Source organism: Amycolatopsis sp. NPDC059027 (genome assembly GCF_042739735.1).
Taxonomy (GTDB): Bacteria; Actinomycetota; Actinomycetes; order Mycobacteriales; family Pseudonocardiaceae; genus Amycolatopsis.
In genome coordinates this window covers 31,727-48,212 of sequence record NZ_JBHYIK010000030.1, presented here as the reverse complement: position 1 = coordinate 48,212, position 16,486 = coordinate 31,727, and the positions used below count along the sequence as shown (strand labels likewise).

Below are 16,486 nucleotides of genomic sequence, written 5' to 3'. Positions count from 1 at the left end.
TCTCTTCCAGGGCGGCGGCAGGAGCCGGTCGGGAAGTCGAAGAACCGCAGATCCTTTGTCGCCATGACCGGTCGGCGTGGCTGAGTTCACGGTGCTCGTGTCGTGGCCGTGAGTAGGTTCGTGAGCATGGATAACGAGGGACCCAGCCAGACAGCGCTCGCGACCGCTTATGCCCGTGCCTATCACCAGATCGCTGACCGGCCACGAATCCTCACCGACCCACTTGCGGCACGTCTGCTCGGTGTCACCGCCGATGAACTGTCCGCATTTGCCGAGCCCACAGAGGACCGCCCCGGTAGCGGCGCCGGCTATCGGCCGCGCCGCCTGTTCTTTGCCGCGCGGGCCCGCTTCGCCGAGGACCGGGTGGCCGCGGCCGTGCCTGCCGGCGTGCGGCAGGTCGTGGTCCTCGGCGCGGGCCTGGACACCTTCGCCTACCGCAATCCACACCCGGGCCTGCGTGTGTTCGAAGTGGACCATCCGGCTACCCAAGCCTGGAAACACCAACGCCTCGCCGCTGCCGGTATCGATCACCCCGAGACGTTGACTTTTGTGCCAGTCGACTTCGAAACCCACGCGCTGGCAACAGAACTGGAGTCCGCCGGATTCGTCCGGGCCGATCCGGCCGTATTCGTGTGGCTTGGTGTCGTCTTCTATCTGACCCCGGACACCGCTCGCGCCACCCTCGAATACATCGCCGGTCAAGCTCAGCCGGTCGAGGTGATTTTCGATTACCTACAGCCGGCGGACACCGACGCGGATCGTGCGCAGCTACGAGAGCGAGCGAATCGGGTGGCCGCTGCCGGCGAACCCTGGTTCAGCTACTTCACCCCCGACGGCATCGCCGCACAGCTGCGCTCCCTCGGCTTCATCGACATCGAAGACCACTCCGCCGCAGAACTCATTGCCGGTTACCTCGATGGATCCGCGGAATTCACGGGCGAACCGCCCCAGTCACTGCGCGCGAGCCGCATAATACGGGCCAGCCGCTGAGGATTCGCCCCGCAATTCCGGGGTGTCGGCGGTGCGCATCGGACAACCGAACAGTTGACTTGAGTTGGACCGGCTTCGGGAGTCCTGGGCCATCCTGTATGAACATTCGACCGGTACGCCCGATTGCGAGCCACTGGAAATCGGCGACCTGAGGTGGCGATTGCTGCGACTGTGTCTCATATGGATTCCAGTGTGAAATTTCTCCGCACAAGAAAACACCTTTTGCGTTGACGGAAGTCGGCCCCAATATTGAAGGAGGCCCCTCGAAGCTGGCGACCGGCACGGCTGACCGCCAGCCCGAGCGCTCTCTCGTCGCATAGAGAGCGATTGCCGAACTCGCTGACTTGCCGAATTGGGAACTTCCAGGGGTAGCCCCGGCAGGAAGCTCACGGCGGGAGCTTCCCCGCCCGCGCGTGTTCACCGAGCACGGGTTTCCCGCAGGCGAGGGTTGTCGGGTGCCGGGTTTGCGGAGGGATTGCAAGACATGTTCGGTGTAGTGCCCGAGCGCGGCCTGGACCGGCTCCTGTTGGCCGTTTGAGAGGTTCACGCGTTGTTGACCGTGGCGCGCGTCTACCGTGCCGGCGTGTGATGGATTTCCCCACCGTGTGTTGTATCTACTCGATTGTGCGGACGGGAGATCACGATTCATGTGGTGTGGTGTCGCTCGTCGGTGTTTGATGGGTGAGCTGTTTGTGTGACTTCCGGGTGGGGGCAGGTGTGTTTACTGTGCCTTTATGCGTTCTTTTCTGGCGGTGTCGCGTCGTTGTGCGGTGTTGGCCCTGGTGGTCGTGACGGGCGTGGCGGGGTCGGCGACGGCAGGGGTCGCCACGCCCACGGTTCCGGCGTCCCCGGCCGCTGCGACCTGGCCGACTGACGCCACGGGGGTACAGGACGCCCAGCCGCCGATCTCGCACGTGTTCGATGGGATGTTCAAGAGCACTCCGGAAGAGCTGAAGACGGTCGCGGAGGAAGCCTGTGACGAGAGCTCGACAGGGGCGTTGCCCGAGCGTGTCTGCAACGAGCTGACGGCCGAGCAGGTCGACAGGTTGCCGGCGGATCTCAAGGCGCAGGTCGACGAACTGGAGAAACTGGCCAAGGAGGACCTGGCGGCACGGGACTCGCTCGCCCAGCCCCGGTCCATCGCCGGTGTGGCTCAGGTGCTGGACCGGGTGACCAAGCTGAGCAACAACCCGGCGATGAAACAGCTCACCGGCAAGGGGGGCCAGTTCGCCGACTGGGCTGGGCGGGCCACCACCGCGGCCGGCGGTCTGACCGCGGGCAACGTGGTCGAATACGCGAAGTCCGTCGCCTACATCGCGGCCAGCTTCGTCCCGGGTGTGGGTGATCTGATGTCGCTGGTGGAAGGCATCACCACCGGCAACGTCGAACAGAGTGTCGTGGCCGTCGTCGGTCTCGCCGGCGTCGCGATCGGGTTGGCCTTCCCGCCGGCCGGAGCCGTCATCGCCGTGGGTCTCGCCGTCTACAGCCTCGCCAAGTACATCTGGAGCTTCTTCGAAGCCCGCACACGGGACTGGGTTAACGACCCGCCCGGCACCCCCGAAGAACTCCGCGACCGGGGCGCGGACATCAAGTGGACGGACCACAAGCTCCCGGGGAAAAAGGACAAGGTAAACGTAGTACTGTCGAAGACGGGGCACGTCGCCACGCAAACCATGCTGCTGGATTCGAAATGGACCAAGTATAACCGGGACCAGCGGCCGGTCAAGTACACCCTGCAGACCACTGGGCGGCTTCCGGGTTTCTACCCGGGAACGTTCTATACCAACGTGATCAACGGGATCAGGTTCAAAAAGGTCGAGATGACCGTCGCACAGGGCGGAAAAGTCAGCAATCCCGTCAAGTGTTTCCCGGACGAAAACTACCCACAGAAGGACCTGGTGACCATTGTTGTCTGCGCAACACTGAAACCTGTCGTGACGATCTCCGCAGGCCACAGCGCAGTTCTGAAGTTGAAGTACTTCATCGACAATCCCAGTGAAGACATCGACGAAGGCTGTGCGCCGCCGTGCGTCTTCGATCGCGAGAACCTCAGTTTTCTCTTCGTGCACGCCGAGCGCAGCGAGCAACCGATTCAGTTGCCTGTGCACTTCAGGATCGGGGTCGTCCCCTGACGAGGCAGGATCTCGGCAACGTCACCACCGACGGCGTCAGGAGCCGAGTTCGGTGGCGGCGGGTCGGCCGCCGAGGTACCGCGTGAGGCGGTAGGCGGGGATGAGATGCGCTCCCTGGTTGACGAGGCGGACCCACTGCGTTCCGGGGCGCAGGTCGGGCTCACCGATGATCACCATCCCGACGTTGCCGCCGTATTGCCCTCCAGTGACCTCGACCCAGTGCCCTTCGTCAAACGACGGCGATCGCGGCCGGAGCCGGGGCGTCGTGCCGTTGGTGTCCATCGTGCCAGGGTGCGCGCTGCGAGGTGGGTCACCGTAGGGGCTTAGTGCCCAGGGCGGCCTGGCCTTCGTAACAATCAAAGGCTGCGCTCATTTCGACAGCGTGCCAGCCCGCCACCCATGGTGATCTGATCGAACGCGAGAGCAAGGGTGCACGCCCGGTCGCCCTTCTAGGCCAAAACGCACTAGTGTCCTGAGTCGTTAATCCTTGACCTTGGGTGTCTTGTGAGTGGCGTAGTTGTCCAGCACCAGGTGCAGGTCCAGATCCTTCGGGTGCTGGGCGGGCAGGCTCGTCCGGGCGCACGACGGTCGTCGCTTGCGGCAAGAGCCTCATCAACCACCAGGTGGTGTAGGCGGATGCCGTTGCCAGTCACCAAGGTTGTCGTCGCGTCCCGCCGTCGGCGACGATTCGACCTGGGTGGCCGCCTCGTGGCGACTCGTATGGTGACGGGGCTGGTTACAGGTCCTTGTTGTAGATGATGAAGTCGCACGGTACGGCAAGCTGGGGTGCGAGGCCGGGATACTGCTCCTGCAGAGAACCTCGGCGGACCACCTTGTAGCCGGACCGCTCGTTCCACTCGGCCATGAACTTCTTCGATTCCTGCGTGCCTTCCCGGGGGACGAGGAGTTCGATCTGGAGGGACTTCACTCCGCGGCCGCGGAGCATGTCGATTACGAAGCGGCGCAGTTCCCGGCCGATGCCGATGTTCCGGAACCTTGGATCCGCGACGAGCATGCCGGTCTCGGCGGTGTTCGGGTCGAGTTGTTGTACGCGGATGGAACCCACGATGAGCGTGCCGATGCGGGCGACGACGATCTGCCCGGCCTTGGTGAACTCCTTGATCTCGTCGACATTTGTGCGCGTCGCGCCAGGGAGCCACAGTCCGTGCTCGGCGGTCGCGTACACCCGGTTCACCATCTCGGCGAGGTGTGTCATCGTGTGTTGGTCGTCGCTCGCTTCGGGAGGCAGTAGCTCGATCTTGAGATCAGTGGACACGCTCATGTGGACCCTGGGCTCCCTCTGTGGTGACGACATCAGTTCATTAGTTGATTGCTGACAAATTCAGGCTAGCAGGGTTCTCCGGTGATCCGGGTGGCGCAGCTTCGCCGACCGGGTCATTTCGAGCCGGTGCGGCCTGGGCCGGGTGGGCAGCACCGGCGTGTCCGAGAATCCGCGTTCGAGAAGGCGCCTGGTGATCTCGTCGTGGGCAGTCCTGATATGCGTGGCGGTGAGTTCGGCGACTGTGTCGGCCTGTCCGGTCTCGATCGTCTTGACGAGGGCGGTGTGCTCGCGGTCTGGCTCTTCGGTGTTGCCGTCGTATGAGAAGCCGAAGGCGAAATAGCGCTGCGTAAGTGTCCGCAGGGAACGGATCGACACGAGCAAGCGCAGCCGTTGCGAACAAAGGGCCGGTCGACGACTTCCACGTCTCGACCGCATGCGGTTTGAGTCCGAACGCCGGCCAGCGCGAGGCTCATCCGACAAGCCCTCCAACCGGTCTTCGACCAACCGCGACCGCCATTTGGAACACACGGGGACGCAGTCGACGATCAACGTCCTGCGCAAGCAGATCGACACCGCTGGCCAGAAACCTGTGGCAGGGCGAGACGGACGGTGGGCGTGCCAGGGGCCGGGCACGCCCACCGTCGGATGAGTATCGAGGTGTCAGGCTTGCGTGGGCAGGGTGGTGACGAGCCATTGCTGCTCGTCGCCGTTGCTGTCGGCGAACTGCTGCACCAGTGCGCCGTTGTGTGTGCCGGAGTCGAGGACGGAGGCGACACCGCCGCTGAAGACGCTCTGAAGTTTCACAGCGCCATTCTTGCCGGTGACGAACGTCCATTGCTGGTTGACGTCGAGATGGCAGGCGTACTGCGTCAGCGCGACGCCGTTGCGGGCCTGGAGGCCGGTGACGTCGAGGCACTTGCGGGAGTTGACGTTGCGCAGCGCGTACTTGTGGCTGCCGAGGTCGAGGAGTTCCCAGCGCTGTTTACCGCCGCTGACGCAGTCCCAGAGTTCGGTGCCGCGGCCGTCGGTGAGCGCGTCTTCGGTGCCGCCGGCGACCTGCAGGCATCGCTGGGACTGGACGCCCTTGAGTTCGATGACGCCGGGCTGCATGGCGATGGTCTGGCCGGTGTGGTTGACGTCGATCAGGCGCCAGGCCTGGTTGCTGGCGTGGGTATTGGTGTACTGGACGACCAGGGTGGCGTTGTCGGTGCCGCCGTTCGCGGCGGCGGCGGCCTTGCCGCTCTTGACGTTGCGCAGCTCCATCATGCCGTCGTCGCCGACCGGGACGAACTCCCACAGCTGCTCGGGAGCCGTGCCAGCGCAGTCGTTCTGGACGAGGGCGTCGTTGTTGTTCACGCCCCCGCCGGCGACGCCGAGGCATTTGAGCGAGTTGACGTTCTGGAGCGCGTAGCGGTCGTTGCCCTTGGCTCGCAGGACCCAGCGCTGTTTGTTGCCGTTGACGCAGTCCCAGAGTTCGGTGCCGGCGCCGTTGTTCTCCGCGCCTTGGCCCCACAGTCCCGCGACCTGCAGGCACCGGCCGGACTGCAGTCCCTTGAGCTCGATGACCAGGCCTTCGGCGGGTTTGGCGAGGTCGAGCTTGGCGGCGTCGTGCTGCCCCTTGTTCAGGAACGCAGTGAGCACGGCCAGTGTCGGGGTCTTCAGCGCCGTCCTGGCTGCGGCGACCAGGTGGGGCTGGAATCCGTCACGTTCGGCGGCGTCGAGGATCTCCTTGACTTGACGTGTCTTCAGCTCGGCGTCCTTGGCATCGCGGGCTTCGATGTCGCGCTGGTGGGCTGCGTGCACGCCGGTTGCGATGAACTCCTTCAAGGCGGCCGGGGTACCGGCGTCCAGCGCTGCGCGTGCGGCGATCTTGACCTCGGCGCCGGTGGTCTTGGTCCAGATCATGTCCACGAAGTCCCGGTCGGGCAGGTTCTTCATGGCCTCGTCGGCCACGATCCCCAGCGCCGCGGACACGGCGAGTGCCTTGGCCTCCTGGGCCTCTTTCAGTTCTTTGGCTTTTCGCTCGGCTTCTTTCGCGTCCGCGATCTCTTTCTGCCGGTCGATCTCGCGCGCGTCGTAAATTCCTTTGTTGATGAACTTCTGGTGATCCTCTGGTGTGCTCTCCGGGCGCAGTGCGTCGGCGGCGGCGTTCTTCACCGCGGATCCGTCTTTGGCTTTCTGCCAGACTCGGAAGACGAATTCCTTGTCGGACAGGTTGATGATCTCGTCGGTGGCTTCCATGCCGGGAACCTGGGCGACGGCGTTGCGCTTGGCGGCGCGGGCTTTCTCCTTGGCGAGGTAGTCGGCGATCTCCTTGTTGTCGTCGATCTGCTTCGCGGTGTAGATACCGGTCTTGATGAACCGGGTGCACGCGTAATCGTCGGAGCTGGTGAACGCCAGCAGCGCCGCGTTCTTGACCTCGCTGCCTTCCTTGGCCTTGCGCCACAAGGCGAGGACGAAGTTCTTGTCGTTGAGGACCAGCATGTCCTCCCGGGCGCTGATGCCCAGGACCGCGGCGGCCTTGAACTTCTCGTCGGTCGTCGACTCCTCTAGCAGCGTCTGCGCCGAGGCTGCCGCCGGGGTCGGTGCGGGCGCGGCCACAGCGGTCGGAGCGCCGAGTGCCGTGGCGAATATCGCCAGCGCCAGCGAACCCGTGGCGACGTGACGACCGACACCTGAAATGGCTATTTCCCGCGCGCTTCTAATACGCATGCATGCATCCCCTCGAAACGTGGTGAAACCATCCCACCCGCCTGCGCATCGATTGCGCGCCGCGCGGCGTTACGTCCGCAATGACCGATCCTGTGTTTTGTGGTGCGGGTCACCGGCTAAAGTGGCGCGTGCTTGCGTGACGACCTTTCGGTGTTGTTTGATGCGAAGTGTCGTCGCGCAGCTCAGTATTTAGGCGACGCAGGGGCTGGGCCATTCGGAGTGTCGCTCTCCCGGTCTACCAGTTGAGGGGAATTGTTATGAAAAAGCGATCGTTGATCGCTGTCGCGTTACTCGCCGCTGCGAGTGTCGAGTTGGTGACTGTCGCACCGATCGCCGTCGCGGCTTCCGCGTCGGCGGGTACGGCTGCCGGTCAGGTCGACTGGAGGCAAGCCATGGTTCGGCGGCTCACCGAGAAGGACGCCCGATCCGAAGTGCGGCTCGCCGCGTGGAACGCGTTGCTGAGCAAGGACGTCGACGCCGCGATCACGCGATTCCTCGCACCAGGCGGGGGCTATGAGACAGCGAAGGCGCGTGCGGCGCGAAACGCTGCCCGCAACGAGGAGATCATCCGCCGGGTGTTGTCGACCACCTCCGCGCTCACCTCGCCCGCCGTGCACGCTGCGGCCACCCGGGCTTCGCATGGGACCCTGGACGAGCAGGACGAGTTCGTGCGTACAGGCTGGGATGAGGCCAGGGCGCAGGACGAGAAGTCCGATGGCCGGAAAGATCGTGAGGTCGCCCGCCAGGCGCAGGCCGATCGTGACTATGTTGCCGGGCTCGCGGCGAACGCCCCGGGCCCCTGGGTGCGGGCCGCCGCGGCACGGGCGGTGAGTACCGGCGATGCGGGTCTGGTGGAGTTCTTCGGCTACGAATGGGCCAGCGCGGCGCGCTGCGATGTGCAGGCCTACCGGGTTCGGATGGCCGATGCGGAACTGCTCTGGCAGGCACGGCTGAGCCAACTCGTCAGTTTCGCCGAGGAGGCCGAGGCGGCGTTGGCGCGGGCCGAGGCGGCTGTGGTTGACAAGGCACGAGCGGCCGCCACCCAAGCCTGGCGCACGGTTGCCGATCACGCCGCAACGGCTGAGCAGGGCTGGGAGGCCGAGCGGCAGCGAGCGGCTGAACAGGCGAAGTCATGGAGCGCGGTGGCCGAGTTCGCGAAGACCGCGAGCACCGCGCAGGACTGGACGACGATCGCCCGGCACGCCGACGACAGCCGCGCCACGTGGGCCGAGGAACAGTCATGGGCGCAAGCGCAGGCAGCACAGTGGCGGACGCTCGTCGACACCGCCCGCGCCGACGAGTTCCGCGTCGCGGCTTCCCACTGACCTTTCGTCCACAAGAGACATCTGACTGACCACGTTGGAGTGCGTTTCCCCATGCCCACGTACGCTTTCCGCGCCGTCCTGAGACACGGCCGCGTGATCTCCCACACGATGATCGTCCTGCTCGCGTTCGCTGTCTTCCTGGGACTGGCGGCTCCCGCGCACGCGGTCGAGGCACCGCAGCCACCACCGGCGACCGGGCCGGCGCAGGCTCCGGCGTCGCCGATCAGTGACGAGGAAGCCGCGTTCAACCGCCAGCTGGTCCAGGACATCGTCGATTTCACGAGTGAGGTCGAGGTTCGCGAGGCGGCGAAGGCCGCGTTGGCGACCAACGATCCAGTGAAGATCAAGGAATACCTCGACGTCGGTGACGCGCTGGCGAAGAAGGCCGCTGCCGAGCGGAAGAAGCGCGTCGCCGCCGAGAACCGCGCTCAGGTGGCCGAATGGGCCCGCACCGCGGGCCCTACCGCGCGGGCGCGCGCGGTGGAGTTGCTGGAGAAGGGCGACGACGCGCGGATCGCGGACTTCGTCGCGTTCGGTAAGCGACTGGCCGATGACGAGGACAAGCAGATCGCCGACGACGCGGTGAAGCGCGCCGCGGTGATCGAAGCGCGTGTGGTGTCGATGGTCGCCGCCGGCGGTCCGGAGGTGAAGGCCGCTGGTCAGGCCGCGCTGGACACTCACGACCCGATGGTCATCGCCGAGTTCTACAACCACGGCTACGCCGTCGCCAACCAGCGGGACGCCGACGCCCGCGCGGCGATCGAAGCGGCGATGGCCGCGCGGAACAAGGCGCTGGCCGAACTCAAGGATCTGGCCGAGCGGTCCACGCGAGCCGCGAACGCGCGTACCGAGATTCTCAAGGCGAGTGTGCAGGGGGTGCGGTTCCTCACCGACGCCTCCTACGCCATGCGCGCCGCGAATCAGGCCGCGAAGAAGGCCGGGCAGATCTTCGAGGTCGACAAGCCCGGCCGCGCCTCCGGGCAGCGTGGCAGGGCACCGGAGTTGGCCCAGCAGACCAGAGACGCCAAACGGGAATGGGACAACACTCTCGCCGCGGCGCGGGAAGTCACCACCGCGGCGGCGATGTCGGAGACCGCGACCCGTCAGCTGGCCGAGACCGGTCTGACTCATGGCATCGAATGGGGCAAGGTCACCCAGTCCATGGCCGCCGCGGCCCAGTCTGCGGTGAAGGCGGCCGAGACCGCGTTCCACGCCGCGGAGGCCACCGAAGCGGCCAGCAAGGCCCTCGACGCGGACGCGAACGCCCAGGTCCACGCCGATAACGCCGCGCAGTGGCGCCAAGCCGCCGAAGACCACGCCAAATCCGCGGCCGCGATCGCCGATGCGGCCCGCCAGCAAGCCAAGGCCGCCGCCGACGCGGCAACCCGCACCAAGCGGGCCAGGACCGACGCCGAACGCGCCGAACAACAGGCGTGGGCCGCCGCGAAACGCACCCGTGACGCCCGCCTCGTCGCCGAGAAGGAACAACGCAACGCTGCCGCCGCCCGGGCTCGCGCGGAACAGGAAGCCCGCAACGCGGCCGGAGCCCGCGCCCGGGCACAGTCGCAGGCCGCCATCGCGGCCGGTGCCCGTGGCAACGCCACCCGCCTGGGCCAAGCCGCCATCGCGGCCGAACAGACCGCGGCGAGGGAGGAGAAGAACGCCGTCGAGGCGAGCGGGCGAGCGATCGAGGCGGAACGGGCGCAGAACGCCAAGCTTGCTCGTGCCCAAGCCCTGGAGGCGATCGCCGCGAATGCTGCGTCCGGTGAGGCGGCAAACAACGCCCGCGCCGCGGCCACCGCGGCGCGATCCGAAGCCGATACCGCGACCGCAGCAGCCGGGCAGGCCAGGGCTGCGGCCAACGCCGCGACAGGTGCCGCGGTACGGGCGCGTTCGGCGGCCATCGAAGCGTCCGCCGCCGCGGCGCGGGCGAACGCCGCCGCGAACAAGGCCGAGACCGAAGCCGCAGCGACGCACGCGTTCGCGGTCACGGCCAACGCCGCCGCCGCGACCGCCACCGCCGAAGAAGCCCTCGCCGCCGAACGCGCCGGTGCTGCCCAGCGGTTGGCCGCTCAGGCCGCGAGCGAGGCCGCTCAGGCCCTGGGCGCCGCCGACCGCACCAAAGCCGAGGCCGACGCCGCGCTGGCCGAGGCGGTCGCCGCGGCCGTCCAGGCGGGAATCGCGGTGCGGGCAGCACAGGCGGCCGGAGCATCGGCGGCCGGGATCGCCGACCCCGCCGGAATCGCCGCGGAGGCTTCGGCAACCGGCAGTGACCTCGCCGCGGAACTCACGAAGCAGGTCGCTGAGCAGGCGAAGATCATCGGCACAGACCAGGCCAAGGCCGCCCAGGACCGGGCGGCCGAAGCCTCCGCTGCGGCGAGTCGTGCCGCGGACGCGGCCAAACGAGCCGCTGCCGAGGTGGCCCCCGCCTACACCGCGGCCGCCGCGGCAGCCGAATCCGCCTCAGCCGCGTCGCGGGCCGCCGCCGACGCGCAGCGCTCGGCCGCCGCGGCGGCCGAGGACGCGGCCGCCGCACGCAACGCCGGCGCCCGAGCATCGCAAGCCGATGACCAGGCACAGGGCGACGCGCAGGCAGCACGTCGCGCCGCTAACGCCGCCGCCAGTGACGCCGCCATCGCCGGCCGGTCGGCGGCCAGCGCCGAATCCGACGCCGCTACCGCCCGCGGCGCGGCCAGCAACGCTGAACGCGATGCCGCTATCGCCCGTGACTGGGCCGACAAGGCCGAAGCTGCCGCGAGCTGGGCCGAGGACCACGCGAAGAACGCCGCCGCCGCGGCAGCCGAGGCGGTCGCAGCCGCCCAGCGCGCCGAGCAGGCCGAGAAACAACCCGACCCTGGGACAACACCGCCCCCGGGCGCCGCGGATGACCTCGGTGAACCCGCCCTCGGGCACGACCTGCCCGCCGACCGCCTTGAGGCGCTGCGCGGGATCGGCTACACCGGCTCCAGCCGTTTCACCTGGCAGGAAGCCCTCGACTTCGCCGCCCGCGGCCCCTGGCCGCAAGCCGAAGTCTGCTTCGCCCTCGGCGGCACCATTGACCAATGCCGCCCCGGCGGACCCCTCGGTGGCTTCGCCGGCTTCATCTATGACGTCTTCCTCTCCGACATCAAAGCCTGCGCCATCGGAAACGGCACATCCTGCGCCATGGCAGTCGCCGGAGCCGGCGGCAGAGCAGCCAAAATCCTCGGCGAAGCAGCCAAAATTGGCGAAGATGCAGCCAAGGCGGGTGCCGCGGCCCGCAAGATTCCTGGCTACACCCCGCCGCCCAAGGGACCACCACCTGGAGTGAAGGGGGCAACGATTGCGGATCGGAAGACGTCAGTTCAAGGTGGTGGCGGACTCCGCAAAAGATGGAAGGACGACAAGGGGAACATCTACGAATGGGACTCGCAACACGGCGAGTGGGAGATGTACAACAAGCGCGGTAAACATCAAGGCGTCCTTGACCCCAACACAGGGGAACAGATCAAGGGCCCAGTTCCCAACCGGAGCGTCGAACCATGAACGATCCCGCAGTCGGATGGCAGATCGAAGCATTTCGCAAGTCGGACGAACTTTTGGACTGGGTCCTGGATCTGCCTCCGGGGATCAGCCATCACACCCTCGAGGACATACTCGGCTATGACGATATGTCCAGGCCCGAGGGGTATCCCGCCACTGCTGAACAGGTCCGCGCCGTCATGAACCACTTCGGCGTGCCAGCAGATACTGCTTGCCCGCTCGACGACACCAAACTCAAGTACTACGTGGCAGCCTTCGCCGACACGCGCACGGCCCAAGCCGACACCAACCCACCCGGAACGTCGAGCGATGAGTGATCAGGCGGCCGGTTGGCAGATCGAGGGCTTCCGCAAGTCAGACGAGGGCTTGGCCTGGCTGGGGAGGCTTCCTCTGGGGTCGACCTCATCGTCGAGTGCGCGTGGAGTCGTGGCCATTCGCCTCGCCGGTAGCGAAGCTCGTCGCCAATCGGAAGGAAGCCATGCCTGAACAGAGCCGTCCCCACCGCATGTCGGTGCGTCTGGGGCTGCTGGTGGTCGTGTTCACTTCGCTGGGCATGCTGGTCATTCCCCTGACGACCGGAACGCTCAGAGGCGTACTGCTGACGCTCTTGGGAATGGGAGTTGCCGCCGCCGCAGTTGCTGTCGGAGCCTGCTATGCCGGGACGAGAGAGCGATGAGCACTCGTCCGATGGTCATGTCCCGGCCGTCGATCAGCTTCAGGAAGCGCACAAACTCCTGGTGGCGGTGGTGCCGGTAGTGCTGGGCGATCACCGAGCCGCTGCCGACATCGAAGGCCGCGAACAGGCTGTGAACGCGTAGTCGCCGGAGAGGGTTTTTCCTTCGGAGATGAAGGATCCTGGCCGGAACGAGCGGCCACTGCAGCAGGACTCAACCGAACATAACACCGCCCGTAAGGCCGAGGCTAATGCCGCGAGCGCCTGGCAGAGTTTCTCAACTTCGAGCCGTTACAGCGGCGTATAGCGACCTGCCCCTGTGAGACGGATCGCTATACGAACGCTCGTGTCGCCAAATCAGCGGAAAGAGATGGGCACCTTCGGCAGCTCACCTGTGTCAGGGTCGCTGGCTGCTACGTAGCACCCTCCGCCTGGGGTGTTGCAATCATAGTTGTCATTCTCACCCCACGACATATGCCGGTAGACTGTAACGGTGGCCGAGACATTCCCGCTCCCGTCGGTCACCGGGCCGCCGATAAGGTAACAACGTCCGTCTGCGCTGCATTCAACCAGTATGATCTGTCGATTCGGTGTCATGTCACTGACGGAGACTGAGACTTGCTGCTCCGGATCGAGGTTTGTTGACGGTGTCACGGTGAGTGTGGCCGACGGTGACTGAGCCGCCGCCGTGCCGCCGAGTAGTGTTGCGCTCGCAACAGAGACAGCGGCCAAAGTCACCCACTTTACCGTGCGCTTAGTGGATATCATTCTTCCCCCTCTTTAGATTGTTAAATCTCAGGCGCCGAGGTGGCAGGGTTTCCTCGGCTCATATGTGTTGCCCAGGAGACGACCAAGTCCTGCTCCCTCCGTTCGGCAGCCTGCCGCAACCGTGAGGCCGTGGTCAACGGTGTCGATGCTGCGAGAGGTGAGGCGTGGCGATTTTGTCACGTCCGCGTAGGCCAGCACCGGGGATCTTGTCGGATGGAGTCGCCCGGTGGCCATTGACCGAACGAGGAGCCTGGCAGTTCGCAGGTCGCGGCCACGTGCAACGCTGTGAGTTTACACCAAGGTACTTGTCACGAGCATCACAATCCTGCGGGGAAGGATGCCTCACGTTGATCACAACAATCGCTACGCGCAGAACCCTCTTGTCTGAAGTGTGCCCTAATTGCTTGCGTGGTGAAAACTTCGCCACGTATCGTCTATTTCGGCGTACCGGCGTATTATCGATGTATCAGGCGACGAAGGATAACCACTATGCGACTGGTGACTCGACGCGGCGTCCGTGCGCTGGCGATCGGTGTGGCGCTCGCCCTCGGCGCTGTGTCGCTGAGCTCTGCCTCTGCCACGTCGACCGGCCCCAGTATGAACGAGCCGGTTTCGTCAGTAGCTGCTTCGACTGCGGCAGCCGGTTTGACCGCGTCGTACTATGTGCGGAACACGGTTTCGCGCATAGCGAAACTTCGCTCGAACCTGGCCACCGGCGAGGGGCGTTTCGACGCCACGGTTGACGCGGTGAAAAAAACCCTGTCGGGCTCGATCACATTGCCGATTATGGCGAACGCGTACTTCGTGACCTTCGGCTTCATGCCGGCGACCAGCACCGTGGAGCTAGTGGCCGACGGAGATCAAAGCGGCTTTCTGCTGAAGAACCCTGGCGACCCCGGGGAAGTGGCGTCGCGGCCGTTTCCGGATGGGAAGAACTACATGTCGGTGATCACCGACATGACACTGCGGCTCGGTATCCACGTGAGTGACACCAAGGTTGACAACAAGGTTCTCGAAGTGGGGCCGAACTGCAGGACTCGGAGCCCTATGGAGATCAAGATCAAAGGGTTGATCGGGCTGCAGAACACGGCCCCCCCGACCGTCCTCAAGAGCAGTTTCGATATCCCGCCCTTCTCCGGATGCGGCGTGCGGGAAAACCTGGATAAGCTCATCACCGGCATGATTTCTGGGCCCGGGAACGAGATGAGCACCACCATTGCCGTCCGCTGCATTGGCAGCTGCTCTGTCAGCTAGAGCCTGTTTTGGTGTGCTGAGCAGCGGAGCTTCTGTCTGGCGTTGTTGGTGCGGCGTGTCTTAGGTCAAATGGACGGCATTCGCTGGCGGGTTCGTGTCGGTTCCCCGTGGCGTGACATCCCACCCGTGTATGGCTGCTGGCAAACCGTCTATGGCTTGTTCCGGCGCTGGCAGCGCGCCGGTGTGTGGGCGCTGATCCTGGCGGCGTCGCAGACCCGGGCCGACGCCGCCGGGCTGATCACCTGGGACGTGAGCGTGGATTCCACGATCAAACGGGCGCATCAGCACGCGGCAGGTGCCCGTATCGAGGGCGGTCTGCGGAAAGAACCGCCAGGCGGTATCGGCGAGCCCGAACCGGCCGACCACGCGTTGGGCCGGTCGCGGGGAGGTTGGACGACCAAGCTGCATCTGGTCACCGAGCAAGGCCAAAAACCATTGTCGTTGCTGGTGACCGCCGGTCAGCGTGGTGATTCGCCGCGGTTCGAGACGGTGCTGGCCAGGGTCCGGGTCGCCCGGACTGGTGGTGGGCGAGCCCGGACCCGGCCGGATCGTGTCCTGGCGGACAAGGCCTGCAGTTCTCGCGCCAACCGGGCCTGTCTGCGGCGGCGCGGGATCGCCTGCACGATTCCCCGACCCCTTTGACCAGGTCCGGCATCGCCGCAACCGCGGCCAGGCCGGTGGCCGGCCGCCAGCGTTCGATCCGGAGATCTACAAACAGCGGCATGCGGTCGAGTGCGGCATCAACCGGCTCAAACGCAACCGAGGCGTCGCCACACGATTCGACAAACTCGCGGTTCGCTACGAGGCAACCATCCACATCGCAGCGATCAACGAGCGGCTACGCCATTGAAACAGGCTCTAGACCGACGAGCGGCCGATCCGGAGGGCGGTCGCCGTGGCACGGATGATCGTCTCAATGAACTTCAGTGCCTGGCAATCAGCCTGTCCGATCGTCGGAGTGCGCGCGGGGAATGCGGGGCCGCTGTGCGCAGGTCGGGCACTGTGGGTACGGCGCGTCTATGGCGAGGCGACGCACATTTCGGTCCAGGTGCACCAGGTCCACATAGTGTTCCCCATTCCCCCAGCGGCGGGGAACATCGGTGATCAAGCTCAGCACGGCATGCGCAGCCAGAGTCCCAGCAATCCCGGCCGCGACCGCGTTGCCCGCCGTCAGAGCATCCCCGTCCGGGGGTGGCGTCAGGAACTCCCGAGACAGCTCTTCCCATCGTTCAGGATCCGCGACATACCCGCCCTGTTGCGGAGGCGATACCCATCGATCACCTTGTTCACCGCGATACGTGTGACGTAACTGCGGTTCGCAGCCATCGGCCGCCCGCAACGGTCCGGCCAGAGCCTCAGCATCTCGACATAGGCGTCCTGCGTGGCGTCCAGCGCGAGCTGCAGGTCACCTACGGCCGTGCGGCGGGCGACCATCAACGTCCGGTCCGCCGTCGCGCGGTAGAACGCCTCGAATCCTCCCGGCCCCGCATCGTCGGACAGATCACCACGCGGAGGCACGACCATCACTGTGCTTTGTCCTGCTCGATGTCCGCAGCGGTCGATGGCGGCTGAGACCGACAATGGTCGACAGTGACTGCGAACCGTGCACCCTGCTCATCCTCGTCAACCAGGTGAGTCCCAGGTAGAGCGATCTGGGTGGCGATTCGCTCGATGCCGGCCCGGCGGCGCAGGTACCGCATCAAGCTGAACAGCTCTCTGACCACGACCGCGGCGGTCGAGGTCAGGGCAACCACCATCCACGTGCTGCTCATCGTCGCGAGCCCCCTCCGACAGGAACCATCCACCCCGAACTCGTTCCAGCCGGTGC

At 65.9% G+C, this 16,486-nt stretch carries 15 protein-coding genes; 8 read left to right on the top strand and 7 right to left on the bottom strand.

Translation table 11 applies throughout. The features are described 5' to 3' along the window. Positions 1-126: 126 nt before the first annotated feature. Positions 127-990, top strand: a complete 864-nt coding sequence (locus ACFWY9_RS21640; protein ID WP_378339766.1) for a class I SAM-dependent methyltransferase — start codon at positions 127-129, stop codon at positions 988-990. Between the two features lie 734 nt (positions 991-1,724). Further along, positions 1,725-3,122 (top strand): hypothetical protein, encoded by a 1,398-nt coding sequence (locus ACFWY9_RS21635; protein WP_378322837.1) that lies wholly within the window; start codon positions 1,725-1,727, stop codon positions 3,120-3,122. Positions 3,123-3,158: 36 nt separating this feature from the next. Here ACFWY9_RS21635 and ACFWY9_RS21630 read toward each other — a convergent pair whose 3' ends face one another. The 4 genes from ACFWY9_RS21630 to ACFWY9_RS21615 all read right to left on the bottom strand — a co-directional run bounded on the left by ACFWY9_RS21630 (position 3,159) and on the right by ACFWY9_RS21615 (position 7,116). After that, complete coding sequence (locus ACFWY9_RS21630; RefSeq protein WP_378322836.1) at positions 3,159-3,404, bottom strand: hypothetical protein; 246 nt, start codon at positions 3,402-3,404, stop codon at positions 3,159-3,161. Between the two features lie 454 nt (positions 3,405-3,858). Next, entirely contained in the window at positions 3,859-4,404 is a 546-nt protein-coding gene (locus ACFWY9_RS21625) for a GNAT family N-acetyltransferase (protein ID WP_378339764.1), read from the bottom strand. 60 nt (positions 4,405-4,464) lie between these two features. Beyond that, a complete protein-coding gene (locus tag ACFWY9_RS21620) occupies positions 4,465-4,779 on the bottom strand; it encodes a hypothetical protein (protein WP_378322834.1) in 315 nt (104 codons plus the stop codon). A 285-nt stretch (positions 4,780-5,064) separates the two neighbouring features. Continuing rightward, the gene (locus tag ACFWY9_RS21615; protein ID WP_378339763.1) at positions 5,065-7,116 is read right to left on the bottom strand and encodes an RICIN domain-containing protein; all 2,052 of its coding nucleotides are present in this window, start codon (positions 7,114-7,116) and stop codon (positions 5,065-5,067) included. Positions 7,117-7,373: 257 nt separating this feature from the next. Between ACFWY9_RS21615 and ACFWY9_RS21610 the strand changes: the two genes are divergently transcribed. The 4 genes from ACFWY9_RS21610 (at position 7,374) to ACFWY9_RS21595 (ending at position 12,639) form a co-directional block, all read left to right on the top strand. After that, complete coding sequence (locus ACFWY9_RS21610) at positions 7,374-8,441, top strand: hypothetical protein (protein WP_378339761.1); 1,068 nt, start codon at positions 7,374-7,376, stop codon at positions 8,439-8,441. Between the two features lie 93 nt (positions 8,442-8,534). Then, complete coding sequence (locus tag ACFWY9_RS21605; protein WP_378339759.1) at positions 8,535-11,966, top strand: colicin E3/pyocin S6 family cytotoxin; 3,432 nt, start codon at positions 8,535-8,537, stop codon at positions 11,964-11,966. Continuing rightward, positions 11,963-12,280 carry a hypothetical protein gene (locus tag ACFWY9_RS21600; RefSeq protein ID WP_378339757.1) on the top strand — a complete coding sequence of 106 codons (318 nt, stop codon included), beginning with the start codon at positions 11,963-11,965 and terminating at the stop codon, positions 12,278-12,280. The genes ACFWY9_RS21605 and ACFWY9_RS21600 overlap by 4 nt, the downstream gene beginning before the upstream one ends. Before the next feature lie 161 nt (positions 12,281-12,441). Further along, complete coding sequence (locus ACFWY9_RS21595) at positions 12,442-12,639, top strand: hypothetical protein (RefSeq protein ID WP_378322829.1); 198 nt, start codon at positions 12,442-12,444, stop codon at positions 12,637-12,639. Positions 12,640-12,993: 354 nt separating this feature from the next. Here ACFWY9_RS21595 and ACFWY9_RS21590 read toward each other — a convergent pair whose 3' ends face one another. Beyond that, positions 12,994-13,404, bottom strand: a complete 411-nt coding sequence (locus tag ACFWY9_RS21590; protein WP_378339755.1) for a neocarzinostatin apoprotein domain-containing protein — start codon at positions 13,402-13,404, stop codon at positions 12,994-12,996. A gap of 489 nt (positions 13,405-13,893) precedes the next feature. On the opposite strand from ACFWY9_RS21590, the gene ACFWY9_RS21585 reads away from it, so the two are divergent. Both ACFWY9_RS21585 and ACFWY9_RS21580 read left to right on the top strand, forming a co-directional pair. After that, positions 13,894-14,658 carry a hypothetical protein gene (locus ACFWY9_RS21585; RefSeq protein WP_378339754.1) on the top strand — a complete coding sequence of 255 codons (765 nt, stop codon included), beginning with the start codon at positions 13,894-13,896 and terminating at the stop codon, positions 14,656-14,658. 69 nt (positions 14,659-14,727) lie between these two features. Continuing rightward, entirely contained in the window at positions 14,728-15,300 is a 573-nt protein-coding gene (locus ACFWY9_RS21580; RefSeq protein WP_378339752.1) for an IS5 family transposase, read from the top strand. Between the two features lie 555 nt (positions 15,301-15,855). On the opposite strand, the gene ACFWY9_RS21575 is transcribed toward ACFWY9_RS21580, so the two are convergent. After that, entirely contained in the window at positions 15,856-16,176 is a 321-nt protein-coding gene (locus ACFWY9_RS21575; protein WP_378339750.1) for an RNA polymerase sigma factor, read from the bottom strand. A 5-nt stretch (positions 16,177-16,181) separates the two neighbouring features. Then, positions 16,182-16,430 carry a hypothetical protein gene (locus ACFWY9_RS21570; RefSeq protein WP_378322824.1) on the bottom strand — a complete coding sequence of 83 codons (249 nt, stop codon included), beginning with the start codon at positions 16,428-16,430 and terminating at the stop codon, positions 16,182-16,184. Between the last annotated feature and the right edge of the window lie 56 nt (positions 16,431-16,486).